Here is a 19,114-nt window from a genome sequence, read left to right on the forward strand (position 1 = left end):
TCTAGGTGCTAATTTTCGGTAAGGGTATGATCTAAGGGTTGACTTGGTTGGGAAGGTTGTTGATGTCCATTGGTTTGAGAACCATTAGACCCAGAACCATTAGACCCAGAACCATTAGACCCAGAACCATTAGACCCAGAACCGTCAGAAGGTTGAGACTTCTCAGCTTTGAGGAAACGAGCCTCAAGGTTTTTAATAGCGATATAGAGGTTAGGAGTAATCAACAGACTCAATAGAGTTCCGACTAACATTCCGCCAAAAATAGCAGTTCCCAAAGACCAACGACTAGACGCACCGGCACCGGAGGCAATTACTAGAGGCCAGAATCCGACCAAGGAGGAGATCGCGGTCATTTGAATAGGTCGGAAGCGCTGCTCTGCGGCTAATGCTGCTGCTTTATTAATACTAAGTCCCTTGTCTCGTAGTTGGTTGGCAAACTCGACAATGAGAATGGAGTTTTTAGAAGCCAAACCAATCAACATGACGAGAGCGACCTGAGCATAAACATCATTGTTAACTACAGGCCAAATTCCGCCAGCCATCAAGACATTAGAACGGAACCAAATGGCAGCCAAAGCGCCCAAAACGGCGAGAGGGACGGCTAACATAATAATGAGGGGGTCAATGTAGCTTTCATACTGTGCGGAAAGGACTAAGAAGGCAATGACAAATCCGAGTCCAAAGATGACGATCGCCGCACCGCCAGCAGCTTTTTCCTCTAAAGCGCTTCCTTGCCAAGCATAGCCGAAAGATGGGTCAAGGGTCTCGGCGGCGGCTTGTTCAATAGCTGCAATGACCTGTCCAGAACTGAAACCCGGAGCGGGGTCAGCCTGAATTCTCATAGATCGATAAAGATTAAAGCGGGTGATAATTTCCGGCCCGACTATTTCTTCAAACTTAACCAAGTTTTCCAAAGTAATTAAGTTCCCATCAAGCGATCGCACTGATAGGCGGCCGATATCAGAAGGATCAGCCCTAAACTCCGATTCTGCTTGAGCCACAACCCGGTATTGTCGTTGTCCGAGGACAAAATCATTGACATATAGGGAGCCAAAATAAATCTGTAGGGTGCTAAAAACATCACTGATATTGACATTGAGAGCCAGAGCGCGATCGCGTAGTACCTGGATATTTTTCTGACCCTTAGAAGCAGAAAACTGGCTAAAAGCCCTACCCACAGCCGGATATTTATCAGAGTTCAACTCAGCCAGTAAGCGATTACCATTGTCTACCAAAGCAGAAATGGGTAGATTACCACTGCGGTCTTGAATTTGGATTTCCACCCCCCCAGTGCTACCCATACCAGGAACCGGAGCAGCATTAACCGCAAAAGCCTGTACTGCTGTAACTCCTCTCAAAGAGCGATTAATGCGACCGAGAACCCCATAAACCGACTGTTCCGGGGTAGGTCTTTCACTCCAAGGCTTTAGCTGAACAAACATCACCCCCTGGGAGGGATTAAGACCATCAAAACCAAACCCCGCCGCCGCGAATACTGATTCAACTTCTGGTTCTTCTAAGATCAGATCGGTAATTTCCTCAGCAGCATCAGCGGTGTAGTTAAGAGATACCCCATCAGGACCTTGTAGAATTACCAAAAAGAAGCCTTGGTCTTCTTGAGGAACAAATCCAGTAGGTACCCAGCCATACATCAGGACAGTCAGCACCAAACCACCGATAAAAATCCCCATCACCAGGGTATTAATCCGCACCAGAAACCGAATCAACTTGGCATATTGATTTTGTATGAAGCCAAAACCTTGGTTAAATTTCTCAAAAAACCATCCTAAAGGTCCCTTAGTTTTCTTAGCCGGACGCAATAGCACCCCAGCCATAGTCGGAGAGAAGCTGAGGGCGTTAAATGTGGAACAGATAATCGCAAAAGTAATGGTTAGGGAGAACTGCTGAAAGATGATTCCAGTAGTTCCGGGGAAAAAGGCAACGGGAATAAATACGGCCAGCAATACTAAGGAAGTGGATATGGTAGCGCCAGTGAGTTCTTCCATTGCGTCTAAGGCTGCTTGTCGTGGCTTCATGCCCTGAGCAATTTTACTAGAAACTGCTTCCACAATGACGATCGCATCATCAACCACCAAACCCGCCGCCAATGTACAGCCAAAAAGTGTTAGGGTATTGAGTTCAAACCCCATCGCCTTTAGGCCTGCCATTGAGCCAATGAGTGCCACCGGGATAGCAATAGTAGGAATCAGGGTTGTGCGCCAATCCTGCAAAAACACAAAAATTACCAAAATTACCAGGGTAATAGTTTGCAGGAGGGTGATCACCACTTCCTGTAGGGAGGCTTGCACAAATAGAGTTGTATCATAGGGAATGGCATATCTAACCCCTGGGGGGAAAGATGCACTCAACTCTTGCATCTTTGACTTGACCGCCTCGGCTGTTTCCAAGGCATTACTACCGGGTCTTTGGTAAACAGCCATCCCCACGGCGGCTTGATTGTTATAGGTTGCGTCGAGGTTGTAGTCCTGTGCGCCTAACTCTACCCGACCTACATCTGTAATTCTAATCAGAGTGCCATCGTTTCCGACTGCGACCACCAATTCCTCAAATTCGGAGACATCTCGAAGGCGACCCTGAGCCCGCAAGGGGATCTCAAATCTTTGATCCGGGGGGGTGGGAGCCTGACCAATTTTACCAGCGCCGACCTGAATATTTTGCTGTCGTAAGGCGGCGACTACATCTTGAGCAACTAATCCTCTAGCTGCCATTTTTTGAGGGTTTAGCCAAATACGCATGGCATATCTACGTTCCCCCAAAATGGTTACACTCCCCACGCCAGGAGCGCGGGTAATTTCATCAAGAACATTTAAATCTAGGAAGTTACTGATAAAAACATCGTCATAAATCGGCTGGTTATTTTGATCAGTATCTGAATAAAATCCCAGTACCAACAGGATACTGGGTGAAGATGCTTCGACGGTGATACCGACCTGTTGAACGACATCAGGTAAACTTGATGCTGCCTGAGATACTCTATTGTTAACGTTAACCTGGGCTATATCTCGATCAACGTTGACAGGGAAGGCTACAGAGACATTAGCAACCCCATTATTAGCGGTGTTTGATGAGATATATCTCATGTTATCAACGCCGTTGATTTCCCGTTCTAAGATGCTCGTCACAGTGGTTTCTGTGGTTTCGGCATCAGCACCAATATTGACGGCGGTTACGTTAATTTGAGTGTTAGCCAGTTGTGGTAGTTGAGAAATAGGTAGCAGCGGAATAGATATAACGCCTACCAATACAATTAGAATTGAGCAAACTGTGGTGAGAACGGGGCGTTTGATGAAGTTGCTAACAAATAACAGCATATAAAATCATATATATTAGGTGTTGGTTAAGGATAGCGATCGAGATAGGGAACTTAATTTAGAGCGAGGGGGGAAAGTAGCCTGATTATCAATGTTATCAGTCATAAACCAAGCCAACTCTCCCTGACATGAAAGTTGATAATACTCGATTATGGCAATTTTCTGGTTATTATGGCTGAATTATTGGCTAGTGGTATCTAGTATCGGGGTTCCATCTCGCAATTGTAGTATACCTTCGGTAATAACGCGATCGCCTGCTTGCACGCCAGAAAGCACCTCAAAACTCTGTCCTTGAATACTTCCCAGTTGCACAGGAGCTTGTCTAGCCACTAAAATGGTTTCCCCAGAGGGGGTGGCTTGTTGCTGTGCCAAAAACACAAAACTCTGGGCACCAATGCGGGTGACGGCATTAGTTGGAACCGTAACCCCAGCTTCTTGTTGCCAAATTACCCTAGCTCGGACTACTTGATCGGTGCGGAGTTCATTGTTAGTATTGGGGTAAATAGCTTTAGCCAAAATGGTCTGAGTGCCACTTCCTGCGTCAGGAGCAATATAGGATATGCTGGTGTTTCCAATGACTTCCCCAGTTTCTTGGCTAATGAGCTGCACAGGTATTCCCACCCTCAATTGAGGTAATAAGGAAATGGGGATATTGATGTTAACCTCTAGGTTCTGATTTTGGCGGATAGTGGTAACAGTAGTTTGGCTATCGACCAAATCTCCCACTTTAATCGGTACATTACTAACAATGCCGGAAATAGGAGCCACGACACTATAATAATCTAACTGTACTTGTTGAGCGACAGCCCCAGACCGAGCCCCTTGGATTTCTCTACCTATGAGGGCTATCTGTGCTTGCTGGGCTTCAATAGCTTTCTCCTGGCTGGCTATTTGAGCCTCTAGGGTAGCAATTTGGCGTTCTAGATCTCGGCGGGAACTTTCCACACTCGCCCTAGCTGCTTCAATGGTGCGCCCTTGACGAGATAAATTCATCCGAGCGGATTGGACTCTGGCGGTGGCGGCGAGAACTTGTTGTTCTTGGTTGGCTACCTCAGCCTCGCTGGTTTGTCTGTCCCGCAGTTTTTCATCATATAGGTCACTGGAAACTACCCCTTCCTGCCATAATCTCTCGTAGCGCTCGTAGGTAGCCTGTCGCTGTTGTCGCACTGCTTCGCGTCTATCTAATTCGCGACGGGCTCCTTCTAGGTTGTCTTGGGCATTTTGTAGGTCAAATTCTAGTCTTTCGTGTTCTTCCATTTGAGCCTCTAACTCCCGTTCGGAACGCTGTAAATTGGCTCCTTGGGATTGAAATGATAGTTCGGCTCTGGTTCTGGTTAAGTCGGCTCTGAGGGATTCTAATTGGGCTTCGGCACCAATTAATTGAGCTTGTCTGGCTTGTACTGTGGCGATCGTACCTTCAAAGTTGGCTAACTGTTGGGAACCATCAATTTGAATTATCGGATCTCCTACAGTTACCTGATCACCTAAGCGCACATATACTTCTTTTACTAATCCACTAACTCGGGGTCTGATGATAGAGTTTTCGATACCTTCAACCCTGGCATTATATTCGCTGCTGGATTGAACATCGGTAGTATCTACGTTTTCTATCTTGACGGGGACGGGTGGGCGACCAATGGCTTGAGGTTCTGCTGAACAACCATTGATGAGTACAAATAATAATAGCAGCGGTAGAGATGCGCTAGTTTTCCATAGTGTTTTGTTCATAGGACGATCCCGCAATTTGATGAGGAGATTGTATCAGGTTTGGAGGTGAATTTGAGCGTGACTCTTGGGTTGACCCTGATACCGATTACTGAGATTTTACACTACTGCCTGCGGATTCTTGCAGTTTTCTAACTGAATTAATTAGGCTTTGATGAAAACTACGGATGGTGACTCAAAGACGATCGCACAGGGGAGAGCGCACACAGAGATATAGTAAAGGTCCGAATAGGGGAATGAGTGTCACCAACCATAACCAAGTCGGAGCCTGGTTGCCGCGCCGCGCGATATCATCCCCTAATAAGGCGGGAAATAATACTGATAATAAACAGAAATCGAGGCTCATAACGTGAATAAAACGGCTATTTTGCCATTGATAGATAAAGTCACGCCAATCTCCCTGAGTGATACCATAAAAAACTAGGACGATCGCCCCTAACATTAAGACTAAAGCTGTGAATTTGCTATCCCAAATGCGGATGAAGAGATTGGGAAACCCAGAAAATTCGGGGTTAGGTTTTCGCCAAATCAAATAGGGTAAGATGGCGAAAGCACCGACGGCAAAAGATGCGATCGCAAAAAGCCACGCGGGGATTTTTTGACCTTGACCATCGGCAAAAATCACACAGCAGTAAATTAACGGCCAAATTCCCATGAGATTAAACAGGGAGATAATCAGGGGATTAATCCCCTCCCAATTTCCTACAGTCAGGTTTTTAATCAAATTAAAAGTAATTTCTGGCTGGTCTGGCGGCGCTAAGAAAAAGGCATAAATCACCAAGGTAAACCAGACCATGGTTAAGGCGATTTGAGAAATTCCGAGAGATTTTTGGCTAGATACAATCATGGTAGAAATCTGTCTAAAGCGGCTTTTAGTTCCTCAATTTCCACATCAATATTACCTTCTTTAGCAGCCCTGGCTATACATTCGGTTAAATGTTCATCTAGGATAATTCTAGCGACGCGATCGAGAGCCCCCCTAACGGCGGCAATTTGCACGAGTACATCGGGACAGGGCCGACTTTCTTGGACCATATTTTTGACACCGCGAATATGTCCTTCAATGCGAGAGAGTCGATTGATAATACGTCTGAGTGATTCATCACTATGGACATGGGGATGGGGATGACTATGACTATGATTAGAAGCGTCCCCATGATGGCGATCGCTAACAGATACGCTAGGAATCCGGTCTGAATCTGATCCGATCATTTAACCCTGTGCCAATAAACTACCATTGTACATAAGCGATCGCAAATCTATCAATACCAGCCAGGTCTGGGAGGATTTTAATATCCCGATAACACCCTGCTGATTCTAACATAGATGTAACGGCTTGGCCTTGTCCGGCCATCATTTCTACGATCCAAATACCCCCAGGTTGCAAAAATTGGGGTGCTGTTTGTACTAAATGATGAATGCAATCTAAGCCAGATTCGCCGCCATCGAGTGCTTGATGGGGTTCGTGATAGACAACCTCCGGTTGCAGGTTAGGCAGCTCCTGGCTAGGAATATAGGGCGGATTTGCCACCATACCGCTGACCTTGCCTTTCAGGCTATGGAGGGGAGCCCACCAAGACCCCTGGTAAAATTTTACCCGATTTTGATAACCGAGACTTTGGGCATTTTCCAGAGCGATCGCTAAAGCTGACCAACTGCAATCGACAGCATGAATCATGGCTTGGGGGAATACGGATGCTAACCCTAGGGCGATCGCACCACTACCTGTTCCCAGATCTACCCAATTTCCTGACCCCGGCTGACAGATAGAGTTAATAGCTTCTGATGAGGTGGCGTGATAAGAAGCTGCTATATCGATGATTAATTCTGTCTCTGGACGAGGGATGAGAACTGCAGGAGAGACCTTTAGGGCAAAATTTCGCCAGTGAACTACACCTAATAGGTATTGTAGGGGGACTCGTTCGGTGATGCGACGTTCCCAGAGTTTGACAATTGCTGACCAGGGCTGATTTAGTTGAATACTAGGGCGATCGCCAAAGGAGTCTAATCTAATATCCAGGTGAGTCAGATCGGTGAGTGCTTCCAGAAACTGATCTAATTCTATGGCTGAAATTTCGGCGGCGATCGCATCAATTTTCGCCTGTTTTTGCCACTGTCGCAGTTCCCCACCAGATATATAGTAACTTTCCCCTGTTTCCACCATTTAGCACCACCTGAAAACCTGCTTACAGCTTGTTCACCAGTCGCTTAATACATTGCCCTCACCCTAAATCTCGATCCCAGAGAGGGAGAGGGACCTTGAGAGGTGATCAGATGATTTCTGAACAGGCTGTAGGCTGATGATATGGGGGGAAGTTGACCATCAATTCCCCCCAAAACTTGCCCTAACGTTGATTATTTCTCAAAAATTCCAGCGTTTCCCGTGGTGGAACTAAGATGATCCGGTCTAAAAATTGGTTATCATCAGTTCGGAAGGCTTCTAATAAGGCTTCCAGAGGAACCACCTGCACTGTTACCGAGGATATTAAGTCGGGTTGATCTTCCCGAAATTGGGATAACATTCCCTCTAAGTCCTGTTTAGAGAAGAACATGGGAATCACTTGGTCATTGCCACGTTGGATGGTTAAATAACCATTGTCGGGTCCTCCTCTTGCCATAAACAGAGGCACGCCATTAAATTCATTGGGCGATCGACCACTTTGCTGCATTACCGCGCGGGCTGACTCTACCTCTTGCTGCACCGGAACATAAGCAAATTGGATATCATCAGCACGGTTGCGGCTCTGTTGGCTCATCTGGTACACTTCCCCCAGAGAAACTGCTGTTACCTCTACGGAGTTCGCTAATTCAGGATTATTGTTTCTCAGATTTTCTACAAATCTGAGGGCATCCTGACGGCTAATAAATATCCCTGCTACTGCAGCAGTACCGCTGCCATTTTCTCCGGCGGGAACTGTGGCCACTAGGGGGGAACCGGTAGGGTCGGTAATTGTAAATACTGGGACTGGGCGTAATTTTGCCTGAATTTCCTCTAATGTCAGTGCTTCAGCAGCCTGGGTTCCCAGTAGGGATGCTCCCACGGTTCCGGGTGGCAGGGTGGGACTCATTAACAAGTTGCCACTGATAACTCCCAGTAACAGGCTCAAATGGAAAAATGATTTAATCATGTTCTCAAGTTGCGATCGTAATAGTAGTTCTTCTTGATATCTCCCCCACGCTTCCATATTGGCGTTATACCTATGGGCTCATACAAACATGACAGCGAGGGATGCTCAACACCACCCATCAAGTCTGTTGACGGAGGTTATAGTATTCCTGTATCAGCAATTCTTACCCTGGCACGATAATAGTCAGACTGACGAGGAAAAACAATTTTTTCTCCCGAACTCCCTAATAATTTTCTATATTCTCACCCCCACCGGACGACACAACGGGGTTTGACCCGCACACTTTACGGATCTTAACACAAGTCTGTCCCAAATCGTCACATTTGGGCATCAATGCGATCGCATTATTCAATCGGGAACACTACCGACTATTATGAACCTGCGATTCAATTCGGATCTATATAATTCTTGATGAATAAATATAGACAATGGGTAAAAAAAATATTTATCATAGTCATAAACAGGGTCTATAATTATGTTTTCCGATATCATCACGCAAGACGGGTTGACTTTTGCCATGGCCAGCCCATCTGAAGATTTCATCATGGTCTCAGAACTCCCACCGGAGCAAATGGCACGTTTGTCAAGTCCAGGATTACCACAAGCGATCGCTCTTTTGCAGGGTAATGATTATTTGGTCAACAATGAACAAGGGCGGATTCTCTTAGGGCATCAGGGGAATGATACGATTATCGGTAATTCCGGCAATGATACCATTTATGGCGGTCAAAATGATGATTACTTAGAAGGGGGTTATGGTGATGATATGTTATTTGGTAATCGGGGCAATGATACTCTAATTGGTGGTTCTGGAAATGATACCATTTATGGCGGTGTCGGTAATGATTGGATTGTTGGAGGGTCTGGTAATAATGTTTTATCAGGCGATCGAGGTTTAGACACTCTCACCGGAGGCAGTGGAATTAATCAGTTTATTTTACCATCATCGACTGTTAATCAAGATCTGATTACCGACTTCAAGCCTGGTATTGATAAAATGTGGGTTCCTGATGGAGTCACCATTGCTGATTTACGGATTAAACAATCAGGCACTTCTACCTTGATTTTACTCCATGGTCAGACCTTGGCAACCCTAGAAAATGTCGATATTGAATTAATCACTGCTGGCGACTTTATCGGGGAACTGGGAGTCGCCAATTATGGCGATATTGAACTATCGTTAGGTGAGAGTGGTTCGGATTGTAATTTTGAGCAGCAAGTGCTGGAATTGGTCAATCAAGAACGAGTTAGGGAAGATTTACAACCACTAAGGATTAACCCCTTGCTGGCGCAGGCGGCGGCTACCCATAGCACTAATATGGCACTGCAAGACTTTTTTAGTCATACCGGAAGGGATGGGTCTAATTTAACTGACCGGATTAGGGCCACAGGCTTTACATTGACAGTGCCATTGGGCGAAAATATTGCTGCGGGTCATGCTACGCCGGAGTCAGTGGTTCAAGCATGGATGGATAGTCCAGAACATCGTGATAATATTCTTAATCCTGATTTCACTCAGCTTGGGGTGGGTCACTATTTCCTGGAAAATGATACGGGTGATCTGATGGACTATAACCATTATTGGACTAAAGTCTTCTCTGGTGGCTGATTTCAGCATCTCTGTCCGGAAAGGGCGATCGCCTATTAATCACAAAATAGTCACCTCTACAACGGCGAGCTTGCACTTTCAGAATTTTGTGTTATCCTAGTTTCCAAGTTTAGGATATCCAGGAGGTGATGCCCATGAGTGACAGTAGTAAACGCATGGGTCACTGTGTTGGAGAACGCCGGCTGTGCGCCGGGGCTGACCTCTAAAATTCGGCCTAGGTTCCTTTGACTAGGAGCCGAAAAGCCTACTAACATGGTCTGGCTGGATTGGAGAGATCCTTCCGGCAGTCAGGTTCCAATAACAGAGACCCGCTAGACCGCTCTCATATCGCTGACTGATGTCCTGGTAGTATCCAAGGCTTAGTTATCCGTGAGAGCGGATAGTTTTTTTGAAATGAAAGAATTTGGTATAGTTTTGATATGGCTGAACTACTGAGTGCAACTGAGATCCAACAAATGGCGACTCAGGTTCCCCAATGGTCTGTTGAGGGTAAAACCATCAAGTGTGTGAAAACCTTTAAGGGGTTTGTGGAAGCGGTAGCCTTTGTTAATCAACTGGTGGAACCGGCAGAGGCAGCAGGTCATCACCCGGATTTGGAAATTTCCTATAATAAGGTGACAATTACCCTGACTACCCATGATGCTGGGGGGTTGACTAAGAATGATTTTGCTATGGCTGAGAAAATTTCCAGTTTGAGCTAGATTATACAAACTGCCCCAAAATCGGCTAGAATTCCACACAGTTGGGTAGGTGTTGGTTGGTTGGTTCTGATGTGGGATTATGGTTTTTGATAATCTTAATGTGTCTGTAGGGGTTAGTGAAGAGTCGCTGCTGATTGAGAAGTTGTTAGATATCGGTACGGCGCTCTCGGGGACTCTGGATTTGGGAAAGCTGTTAAACCTGATACTTAGTAAGAGTCGGGAAATTACCTGTAGCGATGCGGGAAGTGTTTATCTGGTAGATTACAGTGATGATCGCCCTAAACTGCTGTTTAAGGTGGCTCAAAATCAGTCTTTGCCAAATTTGTCTTTCCGAGAATTTGCGATCGCTCTGACTGATAAAAGTCTGGCTGGCCATGTAGCTTTGAGTGGGAAAAGCCTCAATATTGATGATGCGTACAATTTACCACAGGAACAGCCTTATCGTCTCGATCGCAGTTTTGATGAGAATATCAGTTATCGGACTCGCTCGGTTTTAGTTCTCCCCATGCAAAACCGGGAAGGGGAAACCCTGGGGGTTCTACAACTGATTAACCGCAAGCGAAAATCTGATCTGGTACTGACTCCTGAAAATACGATGGAGTACACCCAGCCTTATTCTGATTGGGAAGAGAGGATTTTGCGGAGTCTGGCTTCTCAGGCGGCAATTTCTATCGAACGCAGCAATTTACAAGAGAGTATTGAGTTACTATTTGAGGGGTTTGTGAAAACCTCGGTGCAGGTGATTGAGGCGCGAGACCCTTGCACTTTCGGACATTCGGAAAGGGTGGCAGTTTTGACGGTGCGTTTAGGGGAGGAAATTAATCAGGTTTCTGATGGTCCCCTGGGGGCGGTACAATTTAGCGATCGCCAAATCCAAGAGTTGCGTTATGCGGCATTACTTCATGATTTTGGCAAAGTGGGCGTTCCTGAACCAGTTTTAAACAAGGCTAAGAAACTTTATCCTTGGGAATTGGAAATGATGAAAAAACGGTTCGCTATGGCTCGCCAGAGTTTACAGATAGACTACCTGCAAAGGAAATATCAACTGCTTTTAGAGTACAGCAGCAACCATTCCCAGAGTATCACAGAATGCCCCCACTGTCAAACTCTGGAACGTATGGATTTAGAAATGAATCAGGAGATTGAGCAGTTGCAAGGGTTTTGGGAGATGGTGCAGGAAGCCAACGAACCGGAGATTTTACATTCTGAACCGCTGGAAAAACTCCATGATTTATCAAAGATTACCTATCGGGATATAGATGGCAATATTAAGCCCCTGGTGACACCAGAAGAGGTTGAACAATTGTTAATAACTCAGGGTAATTTGACGGCTTCCGAACGCGAAATTATTGAAGGTCATGTGACCCATACCTATAATTTCTTAAAGCAAATTCCCTGGACTAAGGGACTGGAAAATGTGCCGCAGATTAGCTATGGACATCATGAAAAGTTAGATGGTAGTGGTTATCCTTTGGGATTAACCAAAGAGCAAATTCCCCTACAATCACAAATGATGGCGATCGCTGATATTTATGACGCACTAACAGCAGGCGATCGACCTTATAAGCATGGAGTCCCTACGGTTACGGCTCTAAAAATTCTCCGCAGTGAAGCGGCGGCGAATAAGATTAATGGGGATATTTTAAGTGTATTTGAACAGCACAAAGTCTATGAATCTTTAGGACATACTTTAGATGTGGTTATGGAACTGGCTTGATGTTAGCATGAGAGTTAAGGATGGTTATGAGTAGCTCAATTCCTCACCCTGATAGCGGTAGTTTGAGCGTCAATTGTGCAGTTTTAACTGTCAGTGATACTCGCACTGAGTCAACGGATAAAAGCGGTGATTTGATTAAGCAAATGCTGCAAGATAGTGGTCATCATCTGGGTAATTATGTGATAATTAAAGATGAACCGGACTTGATTACTCAGGCGCTTAATCAATGCTGTGGTGATGCTAAAATTCAGGCGGTGATTGTGAATGGGGGAACGGGAATAGCACCACGAGACACGACTTATGATGCTATTGAAGGGTTACTAGAAAAAACTTTGTCCGGCTTTGGGGAGCTGTTTCGGTTTCTGAGTTATAATGAGATTGGCTCCCGTGCGATCGCCTCTCGCGCCACGGCGGGAGTATATCGGGAAACTCTATTATTTTCGGTTCCCGGTTCCCAAGGAGCGGTTAAACTAGCTATGGAAAAGCTGATTTTACCAGAGTTAGTTCATCTAGTTAATCAATTGCAAAAAGGTGGTTAATGAATCAAAATCAACCCTCAAGTGATAATCCTTGGGACTATAAACCTTGGTGGTGTCAACCTTGGTCAATTCTGCTGACGGGAGTTAGCCTAATTAGTGGCAGTTGGCTAATATTTCATCAGGTTTGGCTATCGGTAATTGTAGGGGTTCCCGTCCTGACCTGGATGGGATTTTTCCTGCTGATCTGGCCGGGATTAATGCGATCGGCTATGATGTCAGATGCCGAAGGTAATGATTAGGCTTTTTCTAAGGGGGCCATTGTCAAACCTTCGCGACTGAGTTGGGTATGATACAATTCGGCTTGTTCTAGGGGGCCAACCCACACAGTCGCCTGACCTTCATAATGGACGCGGTTGGTCAACTCCCAGGCTTGATCGCTAGTCATTCCGGGAAGATATTTCATCAGACAGTTAGCGACGTGCTGAAAGGTATTAAAATCGTCGTTAAGGACAATCACCTTATAGTTAGGGTAAGGCTTACGGACGGTTTGACTAGAACGACTGGGTGTAGTCGTAGGTGAGGCTACCATAACTCTGGTTTAGTGTTTGACTAAATCAATATTTTGTACTTATCACAAATCCATTATATTATATAACGTCACAGTCTGAGATGATCTCAGATAATTAGTTGAGGGTGGGTGTAGTTAGTAGATGCACTCTATATAATGACTGAAAGTTAAGAGAAATGCCGTCGCATAGTTAGGCAGTTACGATGGTCATCCAGGCGACAATAAGTGACTTCATCAGTGAGTTTATACATCAAAATCAAACCCCTACCTTGTTCTTTTTCCAAAGGTGCAATCTTTTCGTTAAGAATAAAATGCAGGGTTTTGGGGAAATCAAAAGGTTGACCAAAATCCCATAGTTTGATTTCGATAGAATTAGATAAAATCTTCACCTGAATATCAATGGGAGTGTTTTTAGATAATCCATGGTGTGCATGACGAACCACATTAGTGAACCCTTCGGTAATAGCAATCTTGCATTCGTAGCTCAGATCGGGAGGCAAAAAGGGAGTAGTTATCTGCTCAAACCATTGTAATACTTCCTCTAAAAACAGTAGATCTGTACCTACTTTAAGATGCGATCGCATTAGTAGATTTTCATCTTCCATTAATCTTACATTGCACCACTATTTTTTTTGAACAAAATGACGATCGTGCGGACAATCATTTTGAGATCATACATCAAGCTCCAGTTTTCCTGATATTTGAGATCAAGGCGAATAATATCTTCAAAATCCTTAATCTGCGATCGCCCGCCTACTTGCCATTCACCAGTCATACCAGGTTTAACATCTAGGCGTTGCCATTGGGGAACCTCATAACGCTCCACTTCATCAGGAGTAGGTGGTCGAGTGCCAACTAGACTCATTTCTCCCATTAAAACATTCCAGAATTGAGGCAATTCATCGAGACTGGTGCGCCGCAAAAACCGACCTACTTTAGTAATCCTGGGGTCATTATCATTTTTAAAGATTTGACCTTTCGCCTGATTAGGAATTGTGTTTTTGAGTTCTTCAGCATTAATCACCATAGAGCGAAACTTCCACATACGGAAACGCTTACCCATCCAACCGCAACGAATTTGACCAAACAAAATCGGACCAGGACTATCAAAGCGAATAGCAATGACAATTGGAATAGATAAAACTGCAGTAATTACTAATCCGACTAGAGCGCCGACAATATCAATAGAGCGTTTAACCACAGAGCGAACGGAAGGATGAGTAACGGGTAATTGGCTATTATCCCCAGGAGGTGCGGGTTCATCCTGTTGAAAGGTTAAAACCTGATCAAGGGATGTTAAAGAAAAAACCGCCATTACTTGGGGACTGACATTTTTTAGCAAAAGTTCCACATTTTTGTTTTTGGCGGCTTTGAGGTTACTGACTAAGGCACCGACTCCGCTGCTATCGATAAATGTAGTCTCGCTAAAATCGAGAATAATAGCCTGTGGAACCTGATCTCCCAAAACCAGATTATGACAAGTTGACTTAAAATCAACAGCCTCCAATATACTCAGACGATGGGGAATTTTGACCCAGGCTTTATTGTTGTGAAAATGGACAGGAAAATTAACTTCTGGGCTAGGACTGACCATATTAGTCTCTTAATGCTAGTAGGTGTATTTAAACTTACACAAATTATTGGGGTTGCATAGTTCTAATTTTAATCAAGAATTTCTCCGATCGCTACACGAGTGCCATTGACAAAATCCCAACCGGACTGAACCCGTTTTCCGGGTAACTTGACTTGGGAAATCAATAGGTATCCTGACCCGGTCTGAACAATTGGGCCGAAGCGTTTGGCGATCGCCACAATTTCGCCAATTTTACCGGGGTTAATATCGGCGGTAGACAAACGAGCCAATGGGGGAGGCAATTCTGTTTGGGGAACATAACCCAAGGGAACCGAGCCACTAATTTTCAAAGTTTCTCCCCTAAAGTTGGTGACACAATGGGGATAAAAGGCTCTAATTTGGTTATGGAGGGCGGGTGCAGATTTTGACCAATCAAGTTGATAATCTTGTGGCTTAATTAGAGGGGCGGCGGAGGATTGAGTATGATCTTGGGGAATAGCTTGTATAGTTTGCGATCGCATTTGTAGCAAAGTCTCGGTTAAAAGTTCCGCCGCCATATGAGCCAGACGTTCGGCCAAATTAGCCGCTTGGTCTTCCCAACTAATGGGGGTGTAACTCTTCAATAGCATCGGGCCTGTGTCCATGCCTTCATCCATCAACATGGTAGTAATTCCGGTTTCAGTCTCCCCATGATATAAGCACCACTGAATAGGTGCCGCTCCGCGATATTTTGGTAAAATCGAGCCGTGAGCGTTGACACATCCTAATTTAGGGATCTGCAAAAGTTCCAGGGATAGGATTTGTCCATAAGCGACTACCACAAAAACATCAGCTTCAACTTCCCGCAAGTTAGCTAAAGTTTGTGGATCTTTTTTAATGCGACGGGGTTGCCAAACGGGTAAACCTGCACCCATGGCGATCGCCTTTACCGGGGAAGGGCTAGTTTTGCTACCACGTCCCCGTCGTTTATCTGGTTGAGTAACCACCCCAACCACCTGAAATTGCTCATCAGTCAATAATCGCTGCAAACTAGGCACAGCAAACTCAGGCGTACCAAAAAAAACCAGTCTCATGTATCAACTTTCCTTTGTGTTTAGATTTAGGTTTTTCAGGGGGGGGTAATGGCAACTTCAATGCGGCGGTTAAGTTGTCTATTGATGTCCGAGGTATTTTCCAAGGCTGGGCGAGTCATACCATAACCGATCGCCACCCAATGATAAGCCTGATAGTCCACAGCATTAGATAGGTATTGCACAATTGCTTCAGCCTGTGCCGAGGACAAAACCAGATTTTGCTGACGGCTGCCACTATCATCAGTATGACCTGCCACCCGCACTACTGCCCCCCGATAGTTTTGCAGATCTGGAATCAAGTTATCAAGGATAACATTAGCCCCAGGGCGCAATGTGCTACTACCTGGGTTAAATAAAATATCACTGGGTAAAGTCATGATCAAACCATTTCCAGATCTAGACCTAGCAGTGCGGGGAGTTGGTGGCGGTATATTTTCCGCCTCCGGGGAACTAGGGGCTGTTAATTGCTGTTCTATAATTTGTAAGCGCCTCTCCAAGGTTTCTGCGGGCCGACTATTACCGATTTGAATTTCTAGGGCGGCGGTGCGACCGATCAAGGCATTGAGATCTTGCTGTAATTGTTGGAGTTGGGGTTGTAAGGTTTGTTGGACTTCTGGAGTTAATCCCGTAGGTGGCGGGGTCGGAGTCGGGGTCAACGGAGTTTCTGGGGGTGGGAAAGAGGGTTGATATTCTGGCGATCGCCTCAGTAACTGTTCAGTTAGGGGCATTTCCGAACTGGTGTTTGGGTAAACTTGAGCCACAGCCATTCCCAGTAGCCAAGCCACAGCACCGCCTACCCCCAACAATAACAGACGAAAAATGAAGGACAACAGCCCCACCAAAACCCCGGAATTGGATTTAGGGGAAGATTTACTTGGTTTTGGATCTGCCATGAATTTACCCTCAATTGCCTTGCGAATGGTTATCAGTCTTGCCAAGGACGCACTTCTAACGGACCTCCGGGATGATTAAATACCACCATCATATCTGCTTGGGGTTCTGCGGGGTCAGAGCCTACCTGCTGAAAGCGTAACTCTGATAAGGGAATAGGAGCCTCTTCCTCTGGGGTAACATCGTCAACTGCTTCATAGTCTATAATTGTGCCATCACTGGCTACTGTAACCCGATAAGTGAGAGTCCGACTAATGGGAGTAACCCATGCTTGGTTTACCTGAGCAAATAATTGTTGCTGTAATCTCTCAATTTCCTGGGGGTCATCAATAGATGGGGGTGAGACTAAATTGGGTTGTAAGGGAATGGTAGCACCGGGTTCACCGACAGTGAGATTTTCCCCGTCTGGGTCTGTATTAACTCCCTGTGGTGGAGATTGTCCGGCTGATGGTCGTCTTTCAGTTTCTGATAGTGATTGGGTTTCTGTGGACTCTTGAGGATTAGGTTCTAGGGGTCGCCTCAACTCTGGAACTGGCAGAGCAAATAATGCGATCGCCGCAATAGCCAATCCTGACACACCTACCGCTGCTGGTATAGCTCTTTGGGCAACAGATTGCTCTGGTTTAGTATAACGCTTAGGAATAGCTTTTAACTGTAACGAAAGCTCAGGTAAAGTCCCAGAATCAGCTAAAAACTGATCCACTGCTTCCACCAAATCAAATAACTGCACCGTGGTTAAATCTAATTCCACAGGGGATGTAGGATCGGTTTTCATCTGGGAATCCCCATCAACGGGGGTATTACGGACAATCAGGCGGTGTAAATTGCTGTCTAGTCTGCGTAACTCCACCATGGGAACCTCAGCAGCAGTGTTAGCAGAGGGGGGATGTGATACGCCGCTGAGAAACTCTTGGGCGTATTGATTCACCTGTTGCAGTAAGCACTCGAAAAACTCTTTCCCCCCCACAATAGGCTGAGGATAACCGACAAAATGGCACTCCGCATTCATCAATAGCGATAAACGGGGCCGAGTTTCTGAGGTATTATCTGTGGGACTACTCAACCCATGCAAAATCAGCTTGCAGTTAGGCAAACTGTACTGACGTATAATCGTCATGCTATCTCTCCATCAAACAGACTGATCCAAAACCGTTGCATCCCTGCAGTGCCTGTACAGAATAGCAATTTTCCCAGCAAAGCGATCGCCAAATCATTTACTTTCTCTGGGGAGTTGTAAGCAATTACACCCGCGCGCCTCGGATTCATCCGACTACGGAAGTGAGCCTGGAACCTTTCCAGATAGCTATACAATTGCAAATGCTGTTCTATGGGGATTTGCTTGCGCTGCATTTGCTCAAAGTCAATCAGCAACTGGCGGATTCTCACTGTTAACTCTCGACTCATCATAGCAATAATCACCACTAAGGCTTTAGCTTCTTTCAGAGTCAGGGGTTGTCGTTGGCTGTAGCGTCGCAGGGGGTTGGTGCTACGCAGTCGCCATAAAACGACTCGATTGGGGATAATTCCTTGCAATTCTAACTCCGATATCTTGACCAGCATTCGTTCCGAACTCCCTAGGGCCAGGGCTTCAATGGCTAGTAACATCAGGTCGATTTGTAATCGCGCCCGACGGGGACATCCTTTGTCGGAGATGGGTATATCCGGCAAACTGTCTAATATGACTGGGTTTAAATTAGTTTGGTAGGGTTGTACTTGCATTATGCTCACAGCAACATCGATTCCAAGACAATATATAGTTAAAGACTGGTTAGCAAATCTCCTAATATTTACATTACCCTGATGGATCTTAAATCTTTTATTCGCGATATCCCAGATTTTCCTAAGCCCGGTATTGTCTTTAGAGATATTACTACCCTGTTAAGGGACTCTCAGGGCTTGCGCTATACCATTGATACTTTGAAGGATAAGTGCGATCGCCTCTCCCCGGATTATGTCGTGGGTATGGAGTCTCGTGGGTTTCTGTTTGGGGTTCCCCTGGCTTATCAGTTGGGTTGTGGGTTTATCCCCGTGCGAAAACCTGGCAAGTTACCAGGACAGGTCATCGCTGCACAATACCAGTTAGAATATGGGAGCGATCGCCTGGAAATGCACATTGATGCCATGCCACCAGGTAGCAGGGTTCTGATTGTTGATGATCTGATAGCTACCGGGGGGACGGCAGCGGCGACGGCTCAATTGGTACAAGAGGCTCAGTGTCATTTGGTGGGTTTTGCTTTTATCATCGAGTTAAAGGCTTTGGGGGGACGAAATCAATTACCTGATGTCCCTATTGTCACTTTAATTGATTATGACTGAAA

At 45.5% G+C, this 19,114-nt stretch carries 19 protein-coding genes; 6 read left to right on the forward strand and 13 right to left on the reverse strand.

Features of this window, described 5'->3' with window-relative positions; translation table 11 throughout:
* Window positions 1-8: 8 nt before the first annotated feature.
* From B9T16_RS01125 to B9T16_RS01150, 6 genes are all read right to left on the reverse strand, one after another.
* Window positions 9-3,332, reverse strand: a complete 3,324-nt coding sequence (locus tag B9T16_RS01125; RefSeq protein WP_006619435.1) for an efflux RND transporter permease subunit — start codon at window positions 3,330-3,332, stop codon at window positions 9-11.
* Window positions 3,333-3,512: 180 nt separating this feature from the next.
* Window positions 3,513-5,060, reverse strand: a complete 1,548-nt coding sequence (locus B9T16_RS01130) for an efflux RND transporter periplasmic adaptor subunit (protein WP_006619434.1) — start codon at window positions 5,058-5,060, stop codon at window positions 3,513-3,515.
* A 172-nt stretch (window positions 5,061-5,232) separates the two neighbouring features.
* Window positions 5,233-5,904, reverse strand: a complete 672-nt coding sequence (locus tag B9T16_RS01135; protein ID WP_006619433.1) for a hypothetical protein — start codon at window positions 5,902-5,904, stop codon at window positions 5,233-5,235.
* Window positions 5,901-6,269, reverse strand: coding sequence for a metal-sensing transcriptional repressor (locus tag B9T16_RS01140; protein WP_006619432.1), 369 nt, complete (start codon window positions 6,267-6,269; stop codon window positions 5,901-5,903). The genes B9T16_RS01135 and B9T16_RS01140 overlap by 4 nt, the downstream gene beginning before the upstream one ends.
* A gap of 19 nt (window positions 6,270-6,288) precedes the next feature.
* Complete coding sequence (gene prmC, locus B9T16_RS01145; RefSeq protein WP_006619431.1) at window positions 6,289-7,221, reverse strand: peptide chain release factor N(5)-glutamine methyltransferase; 933 nt, start codon at window positions 7,219-7,221, stop codon at window positions 6,289-6,291.
* 181 nt (window positions 7,222-7,402) lie between these two features.
* A complete protein-coding gene (locus B9T16_RS01150) occupies window positions 7,403-8,242 on the reverse strand; it encodes a Tic22 family protein (RefSeq protein ID WP_051659760.1) in 840 nt (279 codons plus the stop codon).
* A 418-nt stretch (window positions 8,243-8,660) separates the two neighbouring features.
* On the opposite strand from B9T16_RS01150, the gene B9T16_RS01155 reads away from it, so the two are divergent.
* The 5 genes from B9T16_RS01155 (at window position 8,661) to B9T16_RS01175 (ending at window position 12,990) form a co-directional block, all read left to right on the forward strand.
* Window positions 8,661-9,794 (forward strand): CAP domain-containing protein, encoded by a 1,134-nt coding sequence (locus B9T16_RS01155; protein WP_006619429.1) that lies wholly within the window; start codon window positions 8,661-8,663, stop codon window positions 9,792-9,794.
* A gap of 419 nt (window positions 9,795-10,213) precedes the next feature.
* The gene (locus B9T16_RS01160; RefSeq protein ID WP_006619428.1) at window positions 10,214-10,495 is read left to right on the forward strand and encodes a 4a-hydroxytetrahydrobiopterin dehydratase; all 282 of its coding nucleotides are present in this window, start codon (window positions 10,214-10,216) and stop codon (window positions 10,493-10,495) included.
* A 79-nt stretch (window positions 10,496-10,574) separates the two neighbouring features.
* A complete protein-coding gene (locus B9T16_RS01165; protein WP_006619427.1) occupies window positions 10,575-12,212 on the forward strand; it encodes an HD domain-containing phosphohydrolase in 1,638 nt (545 codons plus the stop codon).
* 26 nt (window positions 12,213-12,238) lie between these two features.
* Window positions 12,239-12,751, forward strand: a complete 513-nt coding sequence (locus tag B9T16_RS01170; protein ID WP_035735979.1) for a molybdenum cofactor biosynthesis protein B — start codon at window positions 12,239-12,241, stop codon at window positions 12,749-12,751.
* Window positions 12,751-12,990, forward strand: a complete 240-nt coding sequence (locus B9T16_RS01175; RefSeq protein WP_006619425.1) for a DUF6737 family protein — start codon at window positions 12,751-12,753, stop codon at window positions 12,988-12,990. Before B9T16_RS01170 ends, B9T16_RS01175 begins: the two co-directional genes overlap by 1 nt.
* Here the strand turns inward: B9T16_RS01175 and clpS are convergent.
* The 7 genes from clpS to B9T16_RS01210 all read right to left on the reverse strand — a co-directional run bounded on the left by clpS (window position 12,987) and on the right by B9T16_RS01210 (window position 18,515).
* Window positions 12,987-13,280, reverse strand: a complete 294-nt coding sequence (gene clpS, locus B9T16_RS01180; protein ID WP_014274892.1) for an ATP-dependent Clp protease adapter ClpS — start codon at window positions 13,278-13,280, stop codon at window positions 12,987-12,989. The two genes, B9T16_RS01175 and clpS, sit on opposite strands and share 4 nt — an antisense overlap.
* Before the next feature lie 146 nt (window positions 13,281-13,426).
* The gene (locus B9T16_RS01185; protein ID WP_006619423.1) at window positions 13,427-13,864 is read right to left on the reverse strand and encodes an ATP-binding protein; all 438 of its coding nucleotides are present in this window, start codon (window positions 13,862-13,864) and stop codon (window positions 13,427-13,429) included.
* 5 nt (window positions 13,865-13,869) lie between these two features.
* The gene (locus B9T16_RS01190) at window positions 13,870-14,853 is read right to left on the reverse strand and encodes a sugar transferase (RefSeq protein ID WP_006619422.1); all 984 of its coding nucleotides are present in this window, start codon (window positions 14,851-14,853) and stop codon (window positions 13,870-13,872) included.
* A 68-nt stretch (window positions 14,854-14,921) separates the two neighbouring features.
* Window positions 14,922-15,905, reverse strand: a complete 984-nt coding sequence (gene fmt / locus B9T16_RS01195; protein ID WP_006619421.1) for a methionyl-tRNA formyltransferase — start codon at window positions 15,903-15,905, stop codon at window positions 14,922-14,924.
* 35 nt (window positions 15,906-15,940) lie between these two features.
* The gene (locus B9T16_RS01200) at window positions 15,941-16,798 is read right to left on the reverse strand and encodes an OmpA family protein (protein ID WP_410243934.1); all 858 of its coding nucleotides are present in this window, start codon (window positions 16,796-16,798) and stop codon (window positions 15,941-15,943) included.
* A 32-nt stretch (window positions 16,799-16,830) separates the two neighbouring features.
* A complete protein-coding gene (locus B9T16_RS01205) occupies window positions 16,831-17,913 on the reverse strand; it encodes a DUF4335 domain-containing protein (RefSeq protein WP_410243935.1) in 1,083 nt (360 codons plus the stop codon).
* Window positions 17,910-18,515, reverse strand: coding sequence for a DUF3038 domain-containing protein (locus B9T16_RS01210; RefSeq protein WP_006619418.1), 606 nt, complete (start codon window positions 18,513-18,515; stop codon window positions 17,910-17,912). The genes B9T16_RS01205 and B9T16_RS01210 overlap by 4 nt, the downstream gene beginning before the upstream one ends.
* A gap of 81 nt (window positions 18,516-18,596) precedes the next feature.
* On the opposite strand from B9T16_RS01210, the gene B9T16_RS01215 reads away from it, so the two are divergent.
* Complete coding sequence (locus B9T16_RS01215) at window positions 18,597-19,112, forward strand: adenine phosphoribosyltransferase (protein WP_006619417.1); 516 nt, start codon at window positions 18,597-18,599, stop codon at window positions 19,110-19,112.
* The last annotated feature ends 2 nt before the right edge of the window (window positions 19,113-19,114 follow it).

The organism is Arthrospira sp. PCC 8006 (assembly GCF_046480465.1).
In the GTDB taxonomy this organism is placed as follows: domain Bacteria; phylum Cyanobacteriota; class Cyanobacteriia; order Cyanobacteriales; family Microcoleaceae; genus Limnospira; species Limnospira platensis.

Bases quoted from the DNA above. Each gene is read 5' to 3' on its own strand.
- B9T16_RS01125 (WP_006619435.1), bottom strand. From the start codon at position 3,332: ATGCTGTTATTTGTTAGCAACTTCATCAAACGCCCCGTTCTCACCACA.
- B9T16_RS01130 (WP_006619434.1), bottom strand. From the start codon at position 5,060: ATGAACAAAACACTATGGAAAACTAGCGCATCTCTACCGCTGCTATTA.
- B9T16_RS01135 (WP_006619433.1), bottom strand. From the start codon at position 5,904: ATGATTGTATCTAGCCAAAAATCTCTCGGAATTTCTCAAATCGCCTTA.
- B9T16_RS01140 (WP_006619432.1), bottom strand. From the start codon at position 6,269: ATGATCGGATCAGATTCAGACCGGATTCCTAGCGTATCTGTTAGCGAT.
- prmC (WP_006619431.1), bottom strand. From the start codon at position 7,221: ATGGTGGAAACAGGGGAAAGTTACTATATATCTGGTGGGGAACTGCGA.
- B9T16_RS01150 (WP_051659760.1), bottom strand. From the start codon at position 8,242: ATGGAAGCGTGGGGGAGATATCAAGAAGAACTACTATTACGATCGCAA.
- B9T16_RS01155 (WP_006619429.1), top strand. From the start codon at position 8,661: ATGTTTTCCGATATCATCACGCAAGACGGGTTGACTTTTGCCATGGCC.
- B9T16_RS01160 (WP_006619428.1), top strand. From the start codon at position 10,214: ATGGCTGAACTACTGAGTGCAACTGAGATCCAACAAATGGCGACTCAG.
- B9T16_RS01165 (WP_006619427.1), top strand. From the start codon at position 10,575: ATGGTTTTTGATAATCTTAATGTGTCTGTAGGGGTTAGTGAAGAGTCG.
- B9T16_RS01170 (WP_035735979.1), top strand. From the start codon at position 12,239: ATGAGTAGCTCAATTCCTCACCCTGATAGCGGTAGTTTGAGCGTCAAT.
- B9T16_RS01175 (WP_006619425.1), top strand. From the start codon at position 12,751: ATGAATCAAAATCAACCCTCAAGTGATAATCCTTGGGACTATAAACCT.
- clpS (WP_014274892.1), bottom strand. From the start codon at position 13,280: ATGGTAGCCTCACCTACGACTACACCCAGTCGTTCTAGTCAAACCGTC.
- B9T16_RS01185 (WP_006619423.1), bottom strand. From the start codon at position 13,864: ATGGAAGATGAAAATCTACTAATGCGATCGCATCTTAAAGTAGGTACA.
- B9T16_RS01190 (WP_006619422.1), bottom strand. From the start codon at position 14,853: ATGGTCAGTCCTAGCCCAGAAGTTAATTTTCCTGTCCATTTTCACAAC.
- fmt (WP_006619421.1), bottom strand. From the start codon at position 15,905: ATGAGACTGGTTTTTTTTGGTACGCCTGAGTTTGCTGTGCCTAGTTTG.
- B9T16_RS01200 (WP_410243934.1), bottom strand. From the start codon at position 16,798: ATGGCAGATCCAAAACCAAGTAAATCTTCCCCTAAATCCAATTCCGGG.
- B9T16_RS01205 (WP_410243935.1), bottom strand. From the start codon at position 17,913: ATGACGATTATACGTCAGTACAGTTTGCCTAACTGCAAGCTGATTTTG.
- B9T16_RS01210 (WP_006619418.1), bottom strand. From the start codon at position 18,515: ATGCAAGTACAACCCTACCAAACTAATTTAAACCCAGTCATATTAGAC.
- B9T16_RS01215 (WP_006619417.1), top strand. From the start codon at position 18,597: ATGGATCTTAAATCTTTTATTCGCGATATCCCAGATTTTCCTAAGCCC.